This window comes from Brachybacterium sp. NBEC-018 (genome assembly GCF_024860185.1).
GTDB classification, from domain to species: Bacteria; Actinomycetota; Actinomycetes; order Actinomycetales; family Dermabacteraceae; genus Brachybacterium; species Brachybacterium rhamnosum.
This window is the reverse complement of sequence record NZ_CP100650.1, coordinates 2,606,962-2,623,957: the sequence shown is the minus strand read 5'-3', so window position 1 is coordinate 2,623,957 and position 16,996 is coordinate 2,606,962. Positions and strand designations below refer to the sequence as shown.

The 16,996-nt window shown below is 74.5% G+C and carries 14 protein-coding genes and 1 riboswitch; of the genes, 1 reads left to right on the top strand and 13 read right to left on the bottom strand.

Features of this window, described 5'->3' with window-relative positions; translation table 11 throughout:
• Positions 1-28: 28 nt before the first annotated feature.
• The 5 genes from NLU66_RS11905 to NLU66_RS11885 form a co-directional block, all read right to left on the bottom strand.
• Positions 29-2,965, bottom strand: coding sequence for a DEAD/DEAH box helicase (locus NLU66_RS11905; RefSeq protein WP_259359891.1), 2,937 nt, complete (start codon positions 2,963-2,965; stop codon positions 29-31).
• On the bottom strand, positions 2,962-3,945 hold the full coding sequence (locus tag NLU66_RS11900; RefSeq protein ID WP_259359890.1) for a diacylglycerol/lipid kinase family protein: 984 nt from the start codon (positions 3,943-3,945) through the stop codon (positions 2,962-2,964). Before NLU66_RS11900 ends, NLU66_RS11905 begins: the two co-directional genes overlap by 4 nt.
• Positions 3,942-4,814 (bottom strand): twin-arginine translocase subunit TatC, encoded by an 873-nt coding sequence (gene tatC / locus NLU66_RS11895; RefSeq protein ID WP_259359889.1) that lies wholly within the window; start codon positions 4,812-4,814, stop codon positions 3,942-3,944. Before tatC ends, NLU66_RS11900 begins: the two co-directional genes overlap by 4 nt.
• A 77-nt stretch (positions 4,815-4,891) precedes the next feature.
• Entirely contained in the window at positions 4,892-5,203 is a 312-nt protein-coding gene (gene tatA / locus NLU66_RS11890; protein ID WP_259359888.1) for a Sec-independent protein translocase subunit TatA, read from the bottom strand.
• 134 nt (positions 5,204-5,337) lie between these two features.
• The gene (locus NLU66_RS11885; protein ID WP_259359887.1) at positions 5,338-7,362 is read right to left on the bottom strand and encodes a WYL domain-containing protein; all 2,025 of its coding nucleotides are present in this window, start codon (positions 7,360-7,362) and stop codon (positions 5,338-5,340) included.
• A 123-nt stretch (positions 7,363-7,485) separates the two neighbouring features.
• Between NLU66_RS11885 and NLU66_RS11880 the strand changes: the two genes are divergently transcribed.
• Positions 7,486-8,589 carry a DUF3866 family protein gene (locus NLU66_RS11880; RefSeq protein WP_323374414.1) on the top strand — a complete coding sequence of 368 codons (1,104 nt, stop codon included), beginning with the start codon at positions 7,486-7,488 and terminating at the stop codon, positions 8,587-8,589.
• 53 nt (positions 8,590-8,642) lie between these two features.
• On the opposite strand, the gene NLU66_RS11875 is transcribed toward NLU66_RS11880, so the two are convergent.
• The 8 genes from NLU66_RS11875 to NLU66_RS11840 all read right to left on the bottom strand — a co-directional run bounded on the left by NLU66_RS11875 (position 8,643) and on the right by NLU66_RS11840 (position 16,904).
• Positions 8,643-9,092 (bottom strand): PH domain-containing protein, encoded by a 450-nt coding sequence (locus NLU66_RS11875; RefSeq protein WP_259359885.1) that lies wholly within the window; start codon positions 9,090-9,092, stop codon positions 8,643-8,645.
• A gap of 18 nt (positions 9,093-9,110) precedes the next feature.
• Positions 9,111-9,968 (bottom strand): ATP phosphoribosyltransferase, encoded by an 858-nt coding sequence (gene hisG, locus NLU66_RS11870; RefSeq protein ID WP_137770780.1) that lies wholly within the window; start codon positions 9,966-9,968, stop codon positions 9,111-9,113.
• A gap of 96 nt (positions 9,969-10,064) precedes the next feature.
• A complete protein-coding gene (locus NLU66_RS11865) occupies positions 10,065-10,328 on the bottom strand; it encodes a phosphoribosyl-ATP diphosphatase (RefSeq protein WP_137770779.1) in 264 nt (87 codons plus the stop codon).
• A gap of 120 nt (positions 10,329-10,448) precedes the next feature.
• A complete protein-coding gene (pnuC, locus tag NLU66_RS11860) occupies positions 10,449-11,180 on the bottom strand; it encodes a nicotinamide riboside transporter PnuC (RefSeq protein ID WP_259359884.1) in 732 nt (243 codons plus the stop codon).
• A 95-nt stretch (positions 11,181-11,275) separates the two neighbouring features.
• A riboswitch (FMN riboswitch) is annotated at positions 11,276-11,393 on the bottom strand.
• Between the two features lie 99 nt (positions 11,394-11,492).
• The gene (gene rpe, locus NLU66_RS11855; protein ID WP_259359883.1) at positions 11,493-12,170 is read right to left on the bottom strand and encodes a ribulose-phosphate 3-epimerase; all 678 of its coding nucleotides are present in this window, start codon (positions 12,168-12,170) and stop codon (positions 11,493-11,495) included.
• A complete protein-coding gene (locus tag NLU66_RS11850) occupies positions 12,167-13,801 on the bottom strand; it encodes an RsmB/NOP family class I SAM-dependent RNA methyltransferase (RefSeq protein ID WP_259359882.1) in 1,635 nt (544 codons plus the stop codon). The genes rpe and NLU66_RS11850 overlap by 4 nt, the downstream gene beginning before the upstream one ends.
• Positions 13,798-14,748 (bottom strand): methionyl-tRNA formyltransferase, encoded by a 951-nt coding sequence (fmt, locus tag NLU66_RS11845; protein ID WP_259359881.1) that lies wholly within the window; start codon positions 14,746-14,748, stop codon positions 13,798-13,800. Before fmt ends, NLU66_RS11850 begins: the two co-directional genes overlap by 4 nt.
• Before the next feature lie 29 nt (positions 14,749-14,777).
• Complete coding sequence (locus tag NLU66_RS11840) at positions 14,778-16,904, bottom strand: primosomal protein N' (RefSeq protein WP_416232196.1); 2,127 nt, start codon at positions 16,902-16,904, stop codon at positions 14,778-14,780.
• Positions 16,905-16,996: the final 92 nt, after the last annotated feature.

Here is a 16,996-nt window from a genome sequence, read left to right as displayed (position 1 = left end):
AGGCTCTCCTGCCCGCCTGGGAGAACGCTCATCGATCGATCTCCTGGGCGACGAGTCCCCGGCGCACGGCGAGGATCGCGGAGCGCGCCACGGCCCCGAGCTGCTCGTCGACGGTGAGCTGGTCGAGCAGGTCGATCACCTGGCGGCAGTGCCGCACGAAGTCGCCCGCCGGCATGCCGGTGCCCTCGAGCGCGCCGGCGAGGTGCACGCCGCGCGCCCAGCGGTGCACGGTCGCGGCGACGGCCGGGTCCGGCGGCGGCGTCGCGTCGATGCCGTGGCGCGTCTGCGCGGCCTGCAGCTGCTGCGCCGTCCGCGCCGTGGCCTCGAGGGCGGCGTCCACGGCGGCGTCGACGATGATCTCCGGGGCACCGCCGTCGTCCCGCCGTGACTCGTGCACCGCCGCGGAGACCACGGCCGCGAGCCCGGCGGCGTCCAGCCCGGTCCAGGCGCCGTGCTCGATGCACTCGGCGATCATGAGGTCGCGGTCGGAGAAGATCCGGCGCAGGCGCAGCCCGCGCTCCGTGGGGACGAGCTGCCCGTCCCGACCCTCGAGGTAGCCGAGCTCCTCGAGCAGCGCCGTGAGGCGGTCGAGCTCGCGGGCGAGGGAGCTCGTGCGGCCCTCGATGCGGCGGTGCACGGAGGCGAGCTCCTTGCGGGTGCTCTCGTGACGGTGCACCCAGCGCAGATGCGCCTCGAGATCAGGGCACTGCGCGCACGGGTGCTCCGCGAGCTCCGCCTTCAGCGCGATCAGCGTCTCGTCCGTCGCCGCGGTCGAGGGAACGCGGCCGGCCCTCCGGCGCACGTCCGCCCGGGCGTCGTCGTGGCCCGAGAGGTGCTGGCGCAGCGCGGCGGCCGTGTCCCGCCGCACCTTCGTCGCGGAGAGGGTCTCCGCCCGGGGCAGCTTCATCGCGTCGATGACGGCCGGGGAGGAGGGGAGGTCCGACGGGCGGATCGTGCGCCGGCGGCCCTCGGTGTCGAGCAGCTGCACCTGGGGCCCGCCGAGCACCGCGGTGTCGACATCGAGCACGACCGCGTAGCCGCGCCGCTTCCCGCCGGGCAGCGCGAGGATCTCGCCGCGGCGCAGGCCCTTCAGGATGCCCGCGGTCCGGTCGCGGTCCCGCTCGGCGCGGTGGCGGGAGAGCACCTTCTCGCGGTCCGCGATGCGGTCGCGCAGGGCGGCATAGCCCAGCAGGTCCCCGCGGTCGCAGTCGAGCGCCTCGCGGTAGGAGGCGGCGGTGTCCTCGAGCTCGCGGGCGCGCCGGGCGAGGCCCACGACGGAGCGGTCCGCCTGGAACTGCGCGAAGCTCGTCTCGAGGGTCTCCCGGGCGCGGGAGAGGTCGAAGCGCTCGAGCAGGTTCACGGCCATGTTCGCGGTGGGCCGGAAGGCCGAGCGCAGCGGGTAGGTGCGCCGGGAGGCGAGGGCGGCGACCCCGGAGGCGTCGAAGCGGGGCCCCGCGAGCACGACCGCATGGCCCTCGGTGTCGATGCCGCGGCGACCCGCGCGCCCCGTCAGCTGGGTGTACTCCCCCGGGGTGAGATCGGCGTGCTCGACGCCGTTGAACTTCACGAGCTTCTCGAGCACCACGGAGCGGGCGGGCATGTTGATGCCCAGCGCGAGGGTCTCCGTCGCGAAGACGACCTTCACGAGACCGGCGGCGAAGAGCTCCTCGACGACGGTCTTCAGGAGCGGGAGGATCCCGGCGTGGTGGGCGGCGTAGCCGTCGAGGGCCGCCCGGCGGAAGGCATGGATGCCCAGCACCTCCTCGTCCTCGATGCCGATCGTGGAGAGCCGCTCGTCGAGCACGCGGCGGATCCGCAGCCGCTCGTCCTCGCTCGTCAGGCGGAGCCGCCCCTGCGCGCACTGCCGCACGGCGGCCTCGCAGCCCGCGCGGGAGAAGATGAAGACGATCGCGGGGAGCAGGGCGGCGTCGTCGAGCATCGAGATGACCTCGGTGCGGCGCGCGGGACGCGGCAGACCCCCGCGATGGTCGCGAGGGTCCCTGCCCTCCCTGCTGTACCTGTCGCGATCGCCGCCGCGGCGCTCGCCGGCCCGAGGATCCCCGCCGCGGTGGTCACCGCCGCGATGGTCGCTCCCCCGGTGGCCGCCGCCGTGCCGCTGGCCGCTGCCGCGCGGGCGATGGCGACCGCTCGTGCCGCGACGGCCCGCGTAGCCGCGGCCGCCGCCGTCGGCCGGGAGGGAGACGGAGGCGATCTGCTGGATCTGCGGGTTCACGAGCCGGTCGCTGCGCGCCCCCGGACCGTGGGAGACGACCGGGGCCCCCGCGTCGTCGACGAAGAGGTCCAGGAGCTCGTCGCCGACGACGACGTGCTGCCACAGCGGCACGGGCCGCGTCTCGGAGACCACGATCCCGGTGTCGCCGCGGACCTCCTGCAGCCAGGCGCCGAACTCCTCCGCGTTGGAGACCGTCGCGGAGAGCGCCACGAGCTGCACGGCGCGGTCGAGGTGGATGATGACCTCCTCCCAGACCGGCCCGCGGAGGCGGTCGGCGAGGTAGTGCACCTCGTCCATGACCACGAAGCCGAGGCCCTCGAGCAGCGGGGAGTCCGCGTAGAGCATGTTGCGCAGCACCTCGGTGGTCATGACGACCACCTCGGCGTCCGGCCGCACGGAGGTGTCCCCCGTCAGCAGTCCCACGCGCTCCGCGCCGAGCCATTCGGCCAGCTCGCCGTGCTTCTGGTTGGAGAGCGCCTTGATGGGCGCCGTGTAGAAGACCTTGCGGCCCTGGGCGAGCGCGAGGTGCACGGCGAACTCCCCCACGACCGTCTTGCCGGCGCCCGTCGGCGCGGCGACGAGCACGGAGCGGCCGGACTCGAGCTCCCGGCAGCCCTCGAGCTGGAACGGGTCCAGCGCGAAGGGGAAGCGGCCGGTGAACCTCCCGAGCTCGGAGGCGTCGAGACGTCGCTGCGCGGCCCAGGCCGCGTACTGCTCGGACGGGGAGGTCATGCCTGCTCCTTGCGGTCGGGCCCCTCCGGTGCGGCGGCCTCGGCGGGGCGCAGGGCGTCGGGATCCACGAGCAGGCGGACGGCGCCGGGCAGCACGCGGACGGTGAGCGGGAGCTGCGCGGCGGCCTCGCCGTCGGCGAAGGCCCGCTGGGCCTCCCCCGTGCGCAGCCCGACGGTCACCTCGTGGACGGGGCGCACGGCGAAACCGGGCACGCCCGTGTGGGTGCCGCGGAACACCCGCGGGAAGAAGCGCAGCAGCTTCGCACGGCCGACGCCGGTGAGCGTGACGAGATCCGCTGCGCCGTCGTCCATCCGGGCGCTCGGCACGAGGTGCATCCCGCCGCCGTACCAGCCGGTCGAGCAGATCGAGAGCAGGGACGTCGCGATCTCCTCGCGGGGGCCGCCGTCCACCTCGATCCAGAAGGGGCGGTCGTGCAGCGTGAGCAGCTCGCGCAGGACGGCCGCGGTGTAGCGGGTCGAGCGGCCCCGGCGGTAGCTGTTCGCCCGCGCGTTCACCTGGGCGTCGAAGCCGATGTTTACCGTGCCGAGGGCGACGGAGCGGTGATGGGGCACCTGGTCCCCGGCGGAGACCACCTCGAGCGCGTCGACGCTCACCGCCGGGCGCGAGAGGGCGTGGAGCAGCGCACGGGTCGAGGCCTCCGGATCGTCCACCGGGAGGTCCAGCGCGCGGGCGACGTCGTTGCCGCTGCCCGCGGGGACGATGCCGAGGCGCACGGGGGTACCGGCGACGATCTCCGCCCCGAGGGCGACGGTGCCGTCACCGCCCACGACGACGAGCGCGGTGAGCGAGTCGCGCACCTCGAGCGCGCGGGCCCGGGCGACGTGCATCGTGGGGCCGGAGAGGTCCACCACGGACACGCCGGCGAGCCGGAGCAGCTGGCCCACCTGGCGACCGACGCGGTGGGAGGCGCCGAAGGCGGCGGCGGGATTGGCGAGCAGGCCGACCCGGAGACGGCTCACCGGCCCTCACCGTCGTCGTCGAGGTCCGAGGGTCCGTCGATGCGGCTCGCGGTCTCGTCGTCCAGCTCCTCGTCCTCGACCCGGGGGTGTCGACGGTCGTGGAGCAGCGCGATGCCGACGGCGGCGAAGAAGAGCGAGGAGATCGCGAGGGACATGCCGATGAGGGTGATGGGCTCCGGGGTGGGCACCATGACCGCGGTGAAGGCGAAGCAGACGAAGATCACCCAGCGCCAGGCGCGCAGCATCGTCTTCCCGCGCAGGATGCCGAGGAAGTTCAGCAGCACGAGCACGACCGGCATGACGAAGGCGATGCCGAAGGCGAGCATCGTCTTCACGAGCAGGGCGAGGTACTCGTCGTACTTGATGTACTGGGTGACGGTGTCGCTGACGGGTGTGAAGCTCAGCATCACGGGGACCAGCTGGTTCACGGCCCAGTAGCCGGCGACGCAGCCCAGGAAGAAGAGCGGGATCGCGCTGCCGAAGAAGCCGATCGCGTACTTGCGCTCGTTCTTGTGCAGGCCGGGCATGACGAACAGCCAGATTTGCAGCATGAGCATGGGGCTCGACAGGATGATGCCCACGTACGCGGACATCTGGAGCCGCACGTTCAGGCCCGTGCCCACGCCCTGGAAGTTGAGGTCCGCCTGCATGCCCTGGGAGGCGGCCTGCGTGAAGGGACGCTGGAGCGCGTCGAAGACCCAGGGATAGATGAGCCAGCCCACGATCGAGAGCAGCACGATCGTGATCGCGGAGATCACGAGCCGGTTGCGCAGCTCGATGAGGTGCTCGCCGAGGGACATGCGTCCCTCGGGATCCTTGGGGCGGCGACCCTTCTTGGGGGTCCCCTGGGCCTGGGTGTCACTGGCCACGGACGTGCTTCCTCCCGGCAGTCGCGGTCCGGGCCGTCACCGGCCCGGACCCCTGACCTCGTCGGGCGACGAGGTGATCAGTCGCGGCGGTACGAGTCGTCCTCGTCGCGCGGGGCGCGGACGGGGGTCGTCTCGTCGGCGGTGTCGCGGGGGTCGTACTCGCGGCTGCGCTCGGAGGTGCGCTCCGTGCTGCGTCGCACGGGGCGGTCGTCCTCGTCGTCCTCGTCGGAGGGCCTGTCGTCGCCGCGCATCTCCTCGACCTCGCTCTTGAAGATGCGCATCGACTTGCCGACGTTGCGCGCGAGGCTCGGCAGCTTGCCGGCGCCGAAGAGCAGGACGACCAGGATCAGAAGCACCACGATCGCGACCGGGCTCTTGAAGAAGCTCATGGGGGTTACCTTTCAACATCGCCGTGGTCGTCACGGCTCGGGCCATGGTCCCACATCGGACCGGGTGCAGCCCGGGAGGCTCCGGAGGGGCTCCGCCCACCGCTCGGTGGGCGGTCCCAGGGTAGTCCCTGGACCTAGGAATGGTGTGCCATGGCGGTGCGCGCCACGGTCACGATCGTGTCTCTCAGCGAGGGGGGCGAGAGCACCGTCGCCGCGCCCGCGGTCTCGAGCACCGCGTCCACGAGCGGAGCGCGCAACGGGTCGTCGAGCCGGGCGTAGACCACGGCGCCCTCGCCGTCCCGCAGCGCGGTGGCCTCGAAGGACTCCGCGATCCAGCGCGCCGGCGGCTCGAGCCGGAGCCAGGTCCCCTCGAGCGCGTCCTCGGGGTCGCTCCCCACCACGCCCTGCAGATCCGCGGTGTCCTCGCCGGGCAGCGCGGGGTGCTGCTCGGTCCCCGGCGCGGGGAGCTCGACGATCCGGTCGAGGCGGAATCGCCGCTCCGCGCCCGCGAGCTCGCACTCGGCGAGCAGGTAGGACCGGGCTCCGTCCGTCTCGAGCCGCAGCGGGCGGATGCGCCGCACGCTCGTCCCGGGGCGGTCGGAGGCGGAGTAGCGGATCATCAGCCGGGAGGCGGGGTCGTCGTCGGCCGCCCGCAGCGCGGACTGCACCGCGGCGAGCACGGCGTCGGCGCGATGGGCGGTCCGCTCCTCGGGGCGCTCACGGGGCTCGTCGTGCGACGGCGGCTCGGTGCCCGCGTCCCCGGTCCCCGGGGCGTCCGCGTCCTCCGACGGGGCCCCGAACCCTGTGGGCGCCGCGACGGCGGGACGGTCCAGGCCTGCCGCGGCGAGCAGCGTGGCGCGGGCGGAGGCGATCGCCTCGGCCGCCTCCCCCGCCGTGGCCTCGAGCGCCGCGAGGCCGGCGAGCAGCGCCGTGACCTCGACCGCGCTCAGGCGCAGGGCGCGACGCAGCGGCTCCGCGTTGCGCACACGCACCACCCCGTGCTCCCACTCCGCCTCGATCAGGTCCTCCCAGCCCGTGCCGAGGTCGCCGCACAGGAAGAGCACCTGCAGATCGGCGGTCACCTGCTTCTCGGTGACCCCGAGCGCCTCGGCGAGCTCGACGAGCTCCACCTCGCCGCGCTGCATGACGTAGGAGGCCACCGCGATGAGGCGGGAGACGTCGTCGTTGCTCGAGCTCGAGACCCGGATCCGGGAGGCCGTGCGCTCGGGGGCGGCCTCGAGGGGAGAGAGATCGGCCGGGCCCTCGTGCGCGGCGGCGATCTGGGCGAGCACCTCGTGGATCTCCTGGCGCCACTCCGGCGGCGCGGTGACCTCTGTCCAGCGGATCTCGCCCAGCAGCAGTCGGCGCGCGGCGGCGCGGGGCAGCTCGGGCAGGGTGAGCTCGGGGGCGGCGAGATCCGCGCCCGCGCGATCGCGCAGGGCGAGCGCCTTGAAGGGCTCGGCGCGCAGTACGGCGCGGTCGCAGTCGTCGCCCGTGTGCATGCGGGAGAGGACCTCCTCGAGGTCCACCTGCTCCGGCCGCGGGCGGGCGGCCTCACCGGCCGCGCGGGGGAAGGACTCGATGCGGGAGGCGCGGAACATGCGGACGTCCTCACGGCCGGTGTCCCAGCCGTAGACGTACCAGTGGCCGTCGTGCACGCCCACCACCCAGGGCTCGACGGTGCGCTCGGCGACGGAGCCTGTCGCGGCGCGGTAGGAGAAGCGCACGCGGGTGCCGTCGGTGACGGCCTCGAGCAGCGGGCTCAGCACGGGGAGGGACTCGACGGCGCCGCGGGGCGTGCGGCGCAGCAGATCAGGATCGGCGTCGTGGCCGAGGCTCAGGAGCTTCGCCCGCACCCGCCGGGCCGCGCCGCCGGCGGCGGCCTGGTCCCAGGCCCGGCTCGCGGCGAGCAGCACGGTGTACTCCGCAGTGCTGAGGTCCAGCACGGCGTCCTCGCGCGGCGAGGCGATGCGGTAGTAGACGGTATTGTCGTCCAGGACGTCCGACTCGGTGACGAGCGGGAGCCCGAGCTCGAGGATCGCGGCCTTGTCGCGCTCGAACATGCGCTCCGCCGCCTGGTCGCTCACAGCCTCCTTGTACTCGGGGATGACGGCGAACAGCTTCGCGCGGTCGATCCGACGGCGCGAGCCGATCGTCATGATGACGTTGAGCAGTCTTTCCACACCTCGTGCAGCCACCCGCCCAGGATAGTGGTCGCGGGCACCCGCCCTGCGGATCTCCGTAGGATGGCGCGCATGCTGCGCTGGGAACGAGGAACCGTCGTGACGAACCTTCCCGCCTGGTCGGGGGTCGTGCGCTGCGAGGTGGAGCTCGAGGGCGGCGAGCGGGTGCAGGCACTCGCCTATCCGGAGCTCACGGGCGCCCCCTCCCCCGGTGAGGCGGTGCTCCTGAACACCAATGCGCTGCGGCGCGGCCTCGGCACCGGCGGGCAGGCCTTCGTCGTCGCCCGTCCCGACGCCGTCGCCACGACGGGCGGGTCCGCTGCCCAGCCGGATCCGGCCGGGCACATGGTGAAGGCCCGCTACACCCCGATGCAGACGGTGCTCGACGCGATCGACGATCCCGCGAGCCCTCACCATGCGCAGCTCCAGGACGCCGAGGACCTCGGTGGCATGCCCGTGGTCGTCACGGACCTCCACTCCGCGCTGCCCGCCGTGGTCGCCGGCATCCGGGAGACGGACCCGGACGCCCGGATCGTGCACGTGCACACCGATGCCGCGGCCCTGCCCGCGGCGTTCTCCCGCACCGCCGCCGAGCTCCGGGAGCGGGAGCTCGTGCAGGGGGTCATCAGCTGCGGGCAGGCCTTCGGCGGCGAGCACGAGGCGGTGACCGTCCACTCGGCGCTGCTGGGCGCGCGGCACGTGCTGGACGCCGACGTCGTGATCGCGGTCCAGGGGCCGGGCACGCTCGGCTCGGGCACGCCGTGGGGGTTCTCGGGCCTCCAGCTGGTGGAGTCCCTGCATGCCGCCCATGTGCTGGGCGGCACGGTCGTCGCCGCGCTGCGGGTCTCCGAGGGGGACGCGCGCGAGCGCCACCACGGGCTGTCCCATCACGCGTCGACGACCCTCGGCCGCGCGGCCCTCGCCCCGGCGCTGCTGCCGCTGCTCTCCCCGACGAACGCCGACTACAGCGCATTCCATGCGTCGGTCGCGGAACAGGTGGATTCGATGATCATCGACCGGGCGCGGAAGCGCGGGGTCGAGCACCGGAGCGTCGAGGTGCCCGGGGACGGGCTGCGGGCGGCGCTCGAGCGGATGCCGGTGCGGCTCTCGACGATGGGGCGGTCTCTCGACGAGGATCCCGCAGCCTTCCTCTTCGGCGCCCTCGCGGGGCGCGCCGCGGCGCAGCGGATCACCCGCGGCTGAGCGCGGCCCTGCGGTGAGCGGCGCCGCACCGTCTCCGGCGGTGACGCGCCGGATCAGCCCAGGGTGCCGGGGCGGGCCTCGCCGCGCTCGCGCACGAGCGCCGCGAGCCGGTGCGCGGCGGCGACGGCGCGACGGCCGTCCGCGCGCTGCAGCGCCATGGTGTCCAGCGTGGTGCCGTCGGCGAGGTCGAGGTGGGCCCAGGGATCGCCCATCGGGAAGCTCACGCCCACCACCTCCGCCCAGTCGACGGTGCGGGTGCGCAGGTGGTTGACGACGACGAGCGTGTCCGGGTGGGCGATCAGCCGCACCCGCGCCTCGAGATGGCAGATGGCGAGCGCGACCACGCCGGCGCCCATCAGCACGGCGCGGCCGCCCGGGGTGAAGCCGGGGATGACGAGGGCCCAGAAGACGACGCCGGCGAGGGTGAGGAGCCCCGTCGCGTAGCCCGCGACCCGCACCAGGCGGGGTCGCAGGACGATCGTCGGCAGCTCCTCATCGGTCATCGTGACCGCCCGGCCTCCTCAGATGCGGCAGGACTGGATCGCCGTCGCGAGGATCGCCCGCGCGCCGACGTCGTACAGCTCGTCCATCATGCGATGGGCGCCGCTCTTGTCCACCATGACGCGGACGGCGGACCACTCGCCGCCGTGCAGCGGGGAGACCGTGGGTGACTGGAATCCCGGCGAGACCGCGACGGCCCGCTCGAGCTGCGCGGTGGGGATGTCATAGTCGAGCATGACATAGCGGTGCGCGACGAGCACGCCGCGGATGCGCCGCTCGAGCACCTCGAGGGAGCGCGCGGCGGCGTCCTCGAGCTCGAGCTCCGGGCGGGAGAAGAGCACCGCCTGGCTCGTCATGATCGGGTCGCCGAAGGGCTCCAGGCCCGCCTGGCGCAGGGTCGTGCCGGTCTCGACGACGTCCGCGATCACGTCGGCGACGCCGAGCCGGATCGAGGACTCGACGGCCCCGTCGAGGTGGACCACCTCGGCGTGCACGCCGTGCTCGGCGAGGTGGTCCTCGACGAGGTTCTCGTAGCTCGTCGCGATCCGCAGGCCCTCGAGCTCGGCGACCTGCGAGCGGGTGCCGCTCGGCGCGGCGAAGCGGAAGGTCGAGCGGGCGAAGCCCAGGTCGAGGATCTCGCGGGCCGGGGTGCGGGAGTCCAGGAGCATGTCCTGGCCGGTGATGCCCACGTCCACGGTCCCCGAGCCCACGTACACGGCGATGTCGCGGGGGCGCAGGTAGAAGAACTCGACGTCGTTCTCGTGGTCGACGACGACGAGCTCCTTGGCGGTGCCGCGACGGCGGTACCCCGCCTCCTGCAGGAGGTCGGCGGCGGGCTCGGACAGGGCGCCCTTGTTGGGCACGGCGATGCGCAGCATGGAAGCTCCTCCGCCGCCGGGAGCGGCGGCGTGCTGGGTCGGGGGACGGAGGGGGACGGTCCGGGCGGGGGCCCGCAGGAGCTGCGGGCCCATCGCTCAGAGCTTGCGGTAGACGTCCTCGAGGGTGAGGCCCTTCGCGACCATCATGACCTGGACGTGGTACAGCAGCTGGCTGATCTCCAGGGCGGCGTCGTCGTCGGTCTCGTGCTCGCAGGCCATCCAGACCTCCGCCGCCTCCTCCACGATCTTCTTGCCGATCTGATGGACGCCGCCGTCCAGCTCGCGGACGGTGCCGGAGCCCTCCGGTCGGGTCCGGGCCTTCTCGATGAGCTCGGCGTACAGCGCCTCGAAATCCTTCACGGGTCCAGGGTACCGATCCCCGGTGCCCGCCCGCGCCCGCGCCCGCCCAGCGGGCGGCGGCGCGGGTGCGGGGCGCGGCGCCGGGACGCGGTGCCGGGACGGGACGGGACGAAGGGAGCGTCAGCTGCTGCGGCGTCGGCCGTGGTCGCCGCGGCCCACGGTGGGGTCCAGGTGCGCGGTCTCGACCGTCACTCCCCCGCCCTCGGCGTCGTGGCGACGGCGCACGCGCCACCACACGAAGAACCCGGTCAGCGTGAAGGCGCCGTAGAAGACGTACATGAAGGCGCTCGCCCAGTAGCCCGCGCTGATCAGCAGCGGCACGCCGACCACGTCGACCGCCACCCAGATCAGCCAGAACTCGACCCAGCCCTTGGCCATGCCGAAGGTCGCGAGCAGGGAGCCCATGAAGATCCAGGCGTCCGCCCACACCGGCTCGTAGGAGCCGAGCGCGCGGAACAGCGGGGTGAGCGCGGCCGTGCCGCCGACGAGGGCGACGAGCAGCAGGGCGCGGGTGCCCCAGGAGGCCCAGGTTGGCTCGACGGCGGTGCCGCCGGAGTCCTTCGCCTGCTTCCAGCGGACCCAGCCGTAGACGCTCGTGACGATGAACATGACCTGGCGACCCGCCTGGCCCAGCAGGTCCACGGCCTGCGGATCGCCGAAGAGGGTGCCCATGAACACCGTGAGCAGGAGCAGGTTGCCGAGGATGCCGATCGGCCAGGCCCAGACCTTGCGGCGCATGCCGCCGAAGGCGCTGAGGAGTCCGAAGACGTTGCCGAGCACCTCGCGCCAGAGCAGGAACTGTCCGTTCCCGAGGTCGAGGCGGGCGGTGAAGAGCCACTGCAGAAGATCCATGTCGGTGCCTTTCTCCCGTCGGATGCAGTGACTCCGGGGGACAAAGCTGTGCCGGCACGGGAGGACGGATGCGCGGAGGCGCCCGACCGCGTGCGGACGTGCGCCTCTCTTCCAGGCTGTACTGTCGGTGCCGGAATCCCACCGGCTCCACCGCCGAAGCGGGTCGCGGACTGTCACCGCCGGCTCGGACTTCCACCGACCCCGGAGCACGTCACGTTGCGTGACAGGGGAACTCTAGACCAGCCCGACGGGGACGACGACGCCCGTCCGCCGAGGGCGGACGGGCGTCGGACGAGGCACTCCTCGCGGGGATCAGTGCCCGGCGGCGAGCTCCCGCAGCACGGCGATCTCCTCGGCGGCGTCGCGGGCCTTGTAGATCGCGGAGCCGGCGACGAAGACGTTCGCCCCCGCCTCGGCGCAGCGCTCGATCGTCTCGCGCGAGACGCCGCCGTCCACCTGGATGGAGACCTGCAGGTTCGCCTCGCTGATCGCGCGGCGCGCGCGGCGGATCTTCGGGAGCATGGTCTCCAGGAAGCTCTGCCCGCCGAAGCCCGGCTCGACCGTCATGAGCAGCAGCATGTCGAACTCGCCGATGACGTCGAGCAGCGGCTCGACCGGCGTCGCCGGACGGAGCGCCACCCCGACGGCCGCGTTCTTGCGACGCAGCTCACGGGCGAGGCGCACCGGCGCGGCCGCGGCCTCGAGGTGGAAGGTGACCGAGGACGCGCCCGCCTCGGCGTAGACCGGGGCCTCGCGGTCCGCGTCGGCGATCATCAGATGCGCGTCCACGGGGATCGGGCTGCGTTCGACGATCTGCTCGACCATGCTCGCGCCGAAGGTGAGGTTCGGGACGAAGTGGTTGTCCATGACGTCGACGTGGACGCTGTCCGCGGTGGAGATCTTGTCGAGCTCCGCGCCGATGCTCATGAAGTCGGCGTTGAGGATGCTGGGGTGGATGTAGCGGCCGTCGGTCGCGTAGGCGGAGTTCATGAGGCCTTCGGTCCTTCCTCGGAGGGGGTCCTGCGCAGCAGGGCGATGAACATGGCGTCGGTCCCGTGCACATGGGGCCACAGCTGCACGGAGGGTCCCTCGCCGAGCTCGGCGGCCTCCTGCTCCTCGGGCAGGATGCCGGCGCGCACGGCGGGGCGGGCGTCGAGCTGCTCGACGTCGTCGCGGCGACGCAGGACGTCCGCCACGACGAGCCGGGTCTCCGCGAGGTGCGGCGAGCAGGTCACGTAGGCGACGACGCCGCCGGGGGAGGTCGCGTCGAGGGCGGAGCCCAGCAGGTCCCGCTGGAGCGCGCCGAGGTGGCCGATGTCCCCCGGGCTGCGGCGCCACCGCGACTCCGGGCGGCGGCGCAGCGCACCGAGACCCGAGCAGGGGACGTCCGCGAGGACGCGGGAGAAGCGGCCGGGCATCTGGGCGCCGATCGCGGTGCCGTCGCCGGTGCGCGTCTCGATCTCGCACCCCGCCTCGCGGAGCGTCGCGACGGCGCGGTCGACGAGCTCGGTGCGGTGGGGCTGCAGCTCGAGGGCGAGCAGGTCCGCGTCGTGGTCCACGGTGAGGCCGCCCAGCAGGGCGGTCTTGCCGCCGGGGCCCGAGCACAGGTCCAGCCAGTGGGCGTCGTCCGCGGTGACGAGGTCGTCGGCGCCGAGGGCGAGGGCGAGCGCCGTGAGCTGGCTGCCCTCGTCCTGGACGGCGGCGCGCCCCTGCTTGACGACGTCCATGCCGCCCGGGTCCCCCGAGGGCCAGGCCGCGCCGAACACGGAGAGGTGCCCGCGGGAGGCGCCCTCGTCGATCAGCTCGTCGAGGTCGGTGAGACCCGGCCTCATGACGAGAGAGACGGCGGGGGCGGTGTTCTGGGCGGCGAGCAGCGCATCGATCTCGGAGCGGTCGCGGCCGTGGCCGGCGAGGGCGTCGGAGAGCGCACGGACCACCCAGCGGGGATGCGAGTGCCGCACCGCGAGATGTCCCGTCTCGTCGCTCGCGCGATCCGGGGCCACCTCCTCGAGCCACTCCTCGAGGGTCCGCTCACCCACCCGTCGCAGCACGGCGTTCGCGAAGCTCGCGGCCCCCGCGCCGACCTCCTGCCGGGCCAGCGCCACGGTCTCCGAGGTCGCGGCGTGCGGGGCGACCGCCATGTCCAGCAGCTGATAGGCGCCGAGCCGCATGACGTCGAGGAGATCCGGGTCGACGTCCTCGAGGTCGCGGTCGATGCAGGCGGCGAGCACGGCGTCGAGACGGCCCTGCGCGCGCAGGGAGCCGTAGAACAGCTCGGTCGTGAAGGCGGCGTCCCGGCCGGGGAGGCGGTGTCGGCGCAGCAGCTGCGGGAGCACGAGGTTCGCGTACGCGTCGTCCTCGCGCACCGTGCGCAGCCCCTCGAAGGCCACGAGCCGGGAGCCGGTGGTGCGACCACGGCGCTCGGAGGGCCGCTGCTGCGACCACCCGCGGCGCGGGCCGCCGCTGCCCCGGGAGCCGGAGCGCTCGTGGCCGTGCTGGTCCCGGCCGCGGCCCTGGCCGCCACGGCCCTGTCCGTCCCGGCCGTTCCCGCTGCGGCCCTGACCGCCGTGGCGGTCCCCGCCCGGGCCGCCGGAGCGGCGCTGTCCGTCCTCGCGGCTCATGCGCGGTCCTCCTCGTTCTCGAAGCTGGTGCCGGGCTCGAGGCCCGCTCCCCGCGCCCAGTCCGCCGCGCGCATGGCCCGCTTCCCGGCGGGGGCGACGACCGACAGGGCGATCGGCGCGGTGCCGGTGCCCACGAGCAGCTGCCGACGGGTCGCGACGAGCTCGCCGGGAGCGGCGGTGACGGAGGGGTCCGGTGCGGGCTCCTCGGTGCCGAGGGCCTTGAACCGCTCCCCCCGCAGCAGGGTCCAGGCGCCCGGGTCCGGGCTCATGCCGCGCACGTGCGCGTCGACCTCCTCGGCGGGGCGCGTCCAGTCGATCCGGGCCTCCGCGGTGGTGAGCTTCGCGGCGTGGGTCGCGGCGTCGTGGTCCTGGACGGTGAAGGAGGCCGTGCCGGCCTCGAGCGCGTCGAGGGCCTGCAGCAGGAGGCCCGCGCCGTCGTGGGACATGCGCTCGAGCAGCTCGCCGGCCGTCTCGTGCGGGCCGATGGCCGTGGGCGCCGAGGCGATGACGTCGCCGGTGTCCAGACCCTCCTCGAGGCGGAACACGCTCATGCCGGTCTCCCGCTGCCCCGTGAGCACGGCCCGCTGCGCGGGAGCGGCTCCGCGCCAGGCGGGCAGCAGGGAGAAGTGCAGGTTGACCCAGCCGTGGGCGGGGATCGAGAGCGCGGCGGCGGGGACGAGGTTGCCGTAGGCGACGACGGGGGCCGCATCCGGGGCGAGCGCGCGGATCTCCTCCTGCACCGCGGCGTCGCGGAGGGTGCGCGGCGTGAGCACGGGCACGCCCGCCTCGAGGGCGAGCTCCTTGACGGGGCTCGGGTGGAGGCGGCGACCGCGGCCGCGGGGGGCGTCGGCGCGCGTGAGGACCCCGACCACCTCGTGGGGGGAGTCGAGCAGGGCGCGCAGGGACGGGAGGGCGGCCTCGGGGGTGCCGGCGAAGAGCAGACGCATGATGGCTCGATTCTACGGGGACGGCAGGGTCAGAAGACGTCGGGCGGGTCGAGCCGCACCCGCAGCGAGCCCCGCTCCTTGCGGGCGGAGCGGCCCGCGACGCCCGAGCGCAGCGCGGTCGTCAGCTCCCGGGAGCGCGAGGGGGTGATCCTGACCACCGCGCGCGCCGTGCCCGCCTGGCCCGGACCGTCGAGGTCCACGGGACCGAAGCGGTCCGTGCCGTCCGGGAGCTCGACGTTCTCCAGGAAGCGCCGGCAGGCGTCCCGGTCCCCGACGATCTCCGCGAGCCGGCTCGCGGGAGGCAGGTCCAGCTCGGCGCGGTCGGCGAGCACCCGGTCCAGGAACACCGAGGAGCGATGGGCGACGAGGTCGCGGATCGCGGGGAGCGTCGAGGTGCCGACGACGAGCACCTCCCCGCCGTGCTCGGCGGTGCGCACGAGGGCGATCGCGTTGCGCCAGCGGCGCACCGCCTCGACGTCCGCGTCGTAGGCGGCGCGGGCGAGCATCGCGTCGGCGTCCAGCAGCAGGCCCGCGGCGAAGCCGCCCTCGGGAGCGGGCTCCGCCCCGGGGGTCGCGACGACGATCCCGGCGGGGTCGACGTCGGCGTCCTCGAGCGGTCCGTGGGCGCCGCCGGCGACCTGGAGGCGTGCGGACGGGAAGGCGCGGGAGAGCTCCTCCGCGGTCCGCGTGGAGCCGACGACCATCGCCCGCACCTCGGTGCGATGGCACTCGGGGCAGCGGTAGCCGTCCTCCCGGCGACCGCAGACCCGGCAGTGCAGCGGGCCGGAGCGGCCCGTGAGCGAGAGCGGGGCGGAGCACTCGGGGCAGTGGCAGCGGGTGCCGCAGAAGGTGCAGGCGATCGCGGGGACGTACCCCGAACGCGGCACCTGCACGAGAACGGGCCCCCGGGTGAGGCCCTCGCGGATCACCCGCAGCGCCTCGCGCGGCATGCGGGAGCGGCCGGAGGCGCCCTCGCGGTCGCGCAGGTACTGGTCCATCGCGGTGATCCGGGGCCGCACGGCCGTCACGGGCGCGGGCAGCGGCTCGAGCCGGCGGAGGTAGCCGGCGGTCTCCAGGGCGCGCAGCGGCACGGACTCGCTCGAGGCGAGGAAGAGCAGCGCGCAGCGCTCCTCGGCGGAGCGCGCCTGCAGCACCGTGCGCACGTGCGGGTACGGGGCGCGCGGCTCGGTGAGGAGGTCGTCGGAGGCGTCGTAGCAGATGACGAGGGCGAGATCGCGGACGGGGGCGAAGGCCGCGGAGCGGTTGCCGAGCACCACGCGGGTCGCGCCGCGCAGCACCCGCCGGAAGGTGCGGTAGCGCTTCTCCGGTCCCTCGGTGCCGGCGAGCACCTCGTGGTCGACGCCGCGCTCGGTGAGCACGCGGGAGAGGCGGGCCACGTCGCGCTGGTCCGGGGCGATGACGAGGGCGCCGCGGTCGGGGCCGAGGTCCTCGAGGGCTCCGGCGGTCACGGAGGTCCAGGGGTCGCCCGCGTCGAGGGTGAGGCTCGCGCGGGGCACGGGACCCTCGGCGCCGCCCGCGCGGGTCAGGAGCGCCGCGAGCCCCGGGTAGCGGTCGCCCGGTCGCGGAGGCGTCGGCGGGGCGTCCGCTGCGGGAGCATCCTCGGTGTCGGTGTCGGTGTCGGTGTCGGTGTCGGTGTCGGTGTCGGTGTCGGTGTCGGTGTCGGTGTCGGTGTCGGCATCGGAGGAGGCACCCGCTTCCGCTTCCGCGGCTGCGGCCGACGCGCGGGCGGCGGCGTCCCGCTCCGCGGCCGCCATCTCGCGGTCGCGCTTCTCGGCGCGGGCGTGGCGCGGCGGGAGCGCGAGGCGGAGCACGTCGCCGACGGTGCCCGCGCAGCGATCGGCGACGTCCTCGCACACGCGCATCAGCGCGGGCGGCACGACGACGTCCTCGGAGACGAGCCGGACGAGCGGGGCGAGCGCGCGGTCCGTCGTCGGTTCGTCCCGCCGCTCGAGGACGATGCCCTCGGTGTCCTTGCCGGAGAAGCGGACCCGTACCCGCATGCCCGCCTCCGCGGCGGCCGTCTCCGCGGTGACCGCGTACTCGAAGGGGCGGTCCAGATGCGGCAGCACCCCGATCAGCCGCACGGAGGCGACGGGCCGCTCCTGCGCGAGGGCGAAGCCGGCGGTGGTGCGCAGACCACCGACCCGGCCCGCGGAGTCGCGGGCCGGGTCGGTCGGGGCGGGCGCGGCGGGGGCAGGGGCCTCGAACAGGCCCTGCTGCTCCCCGC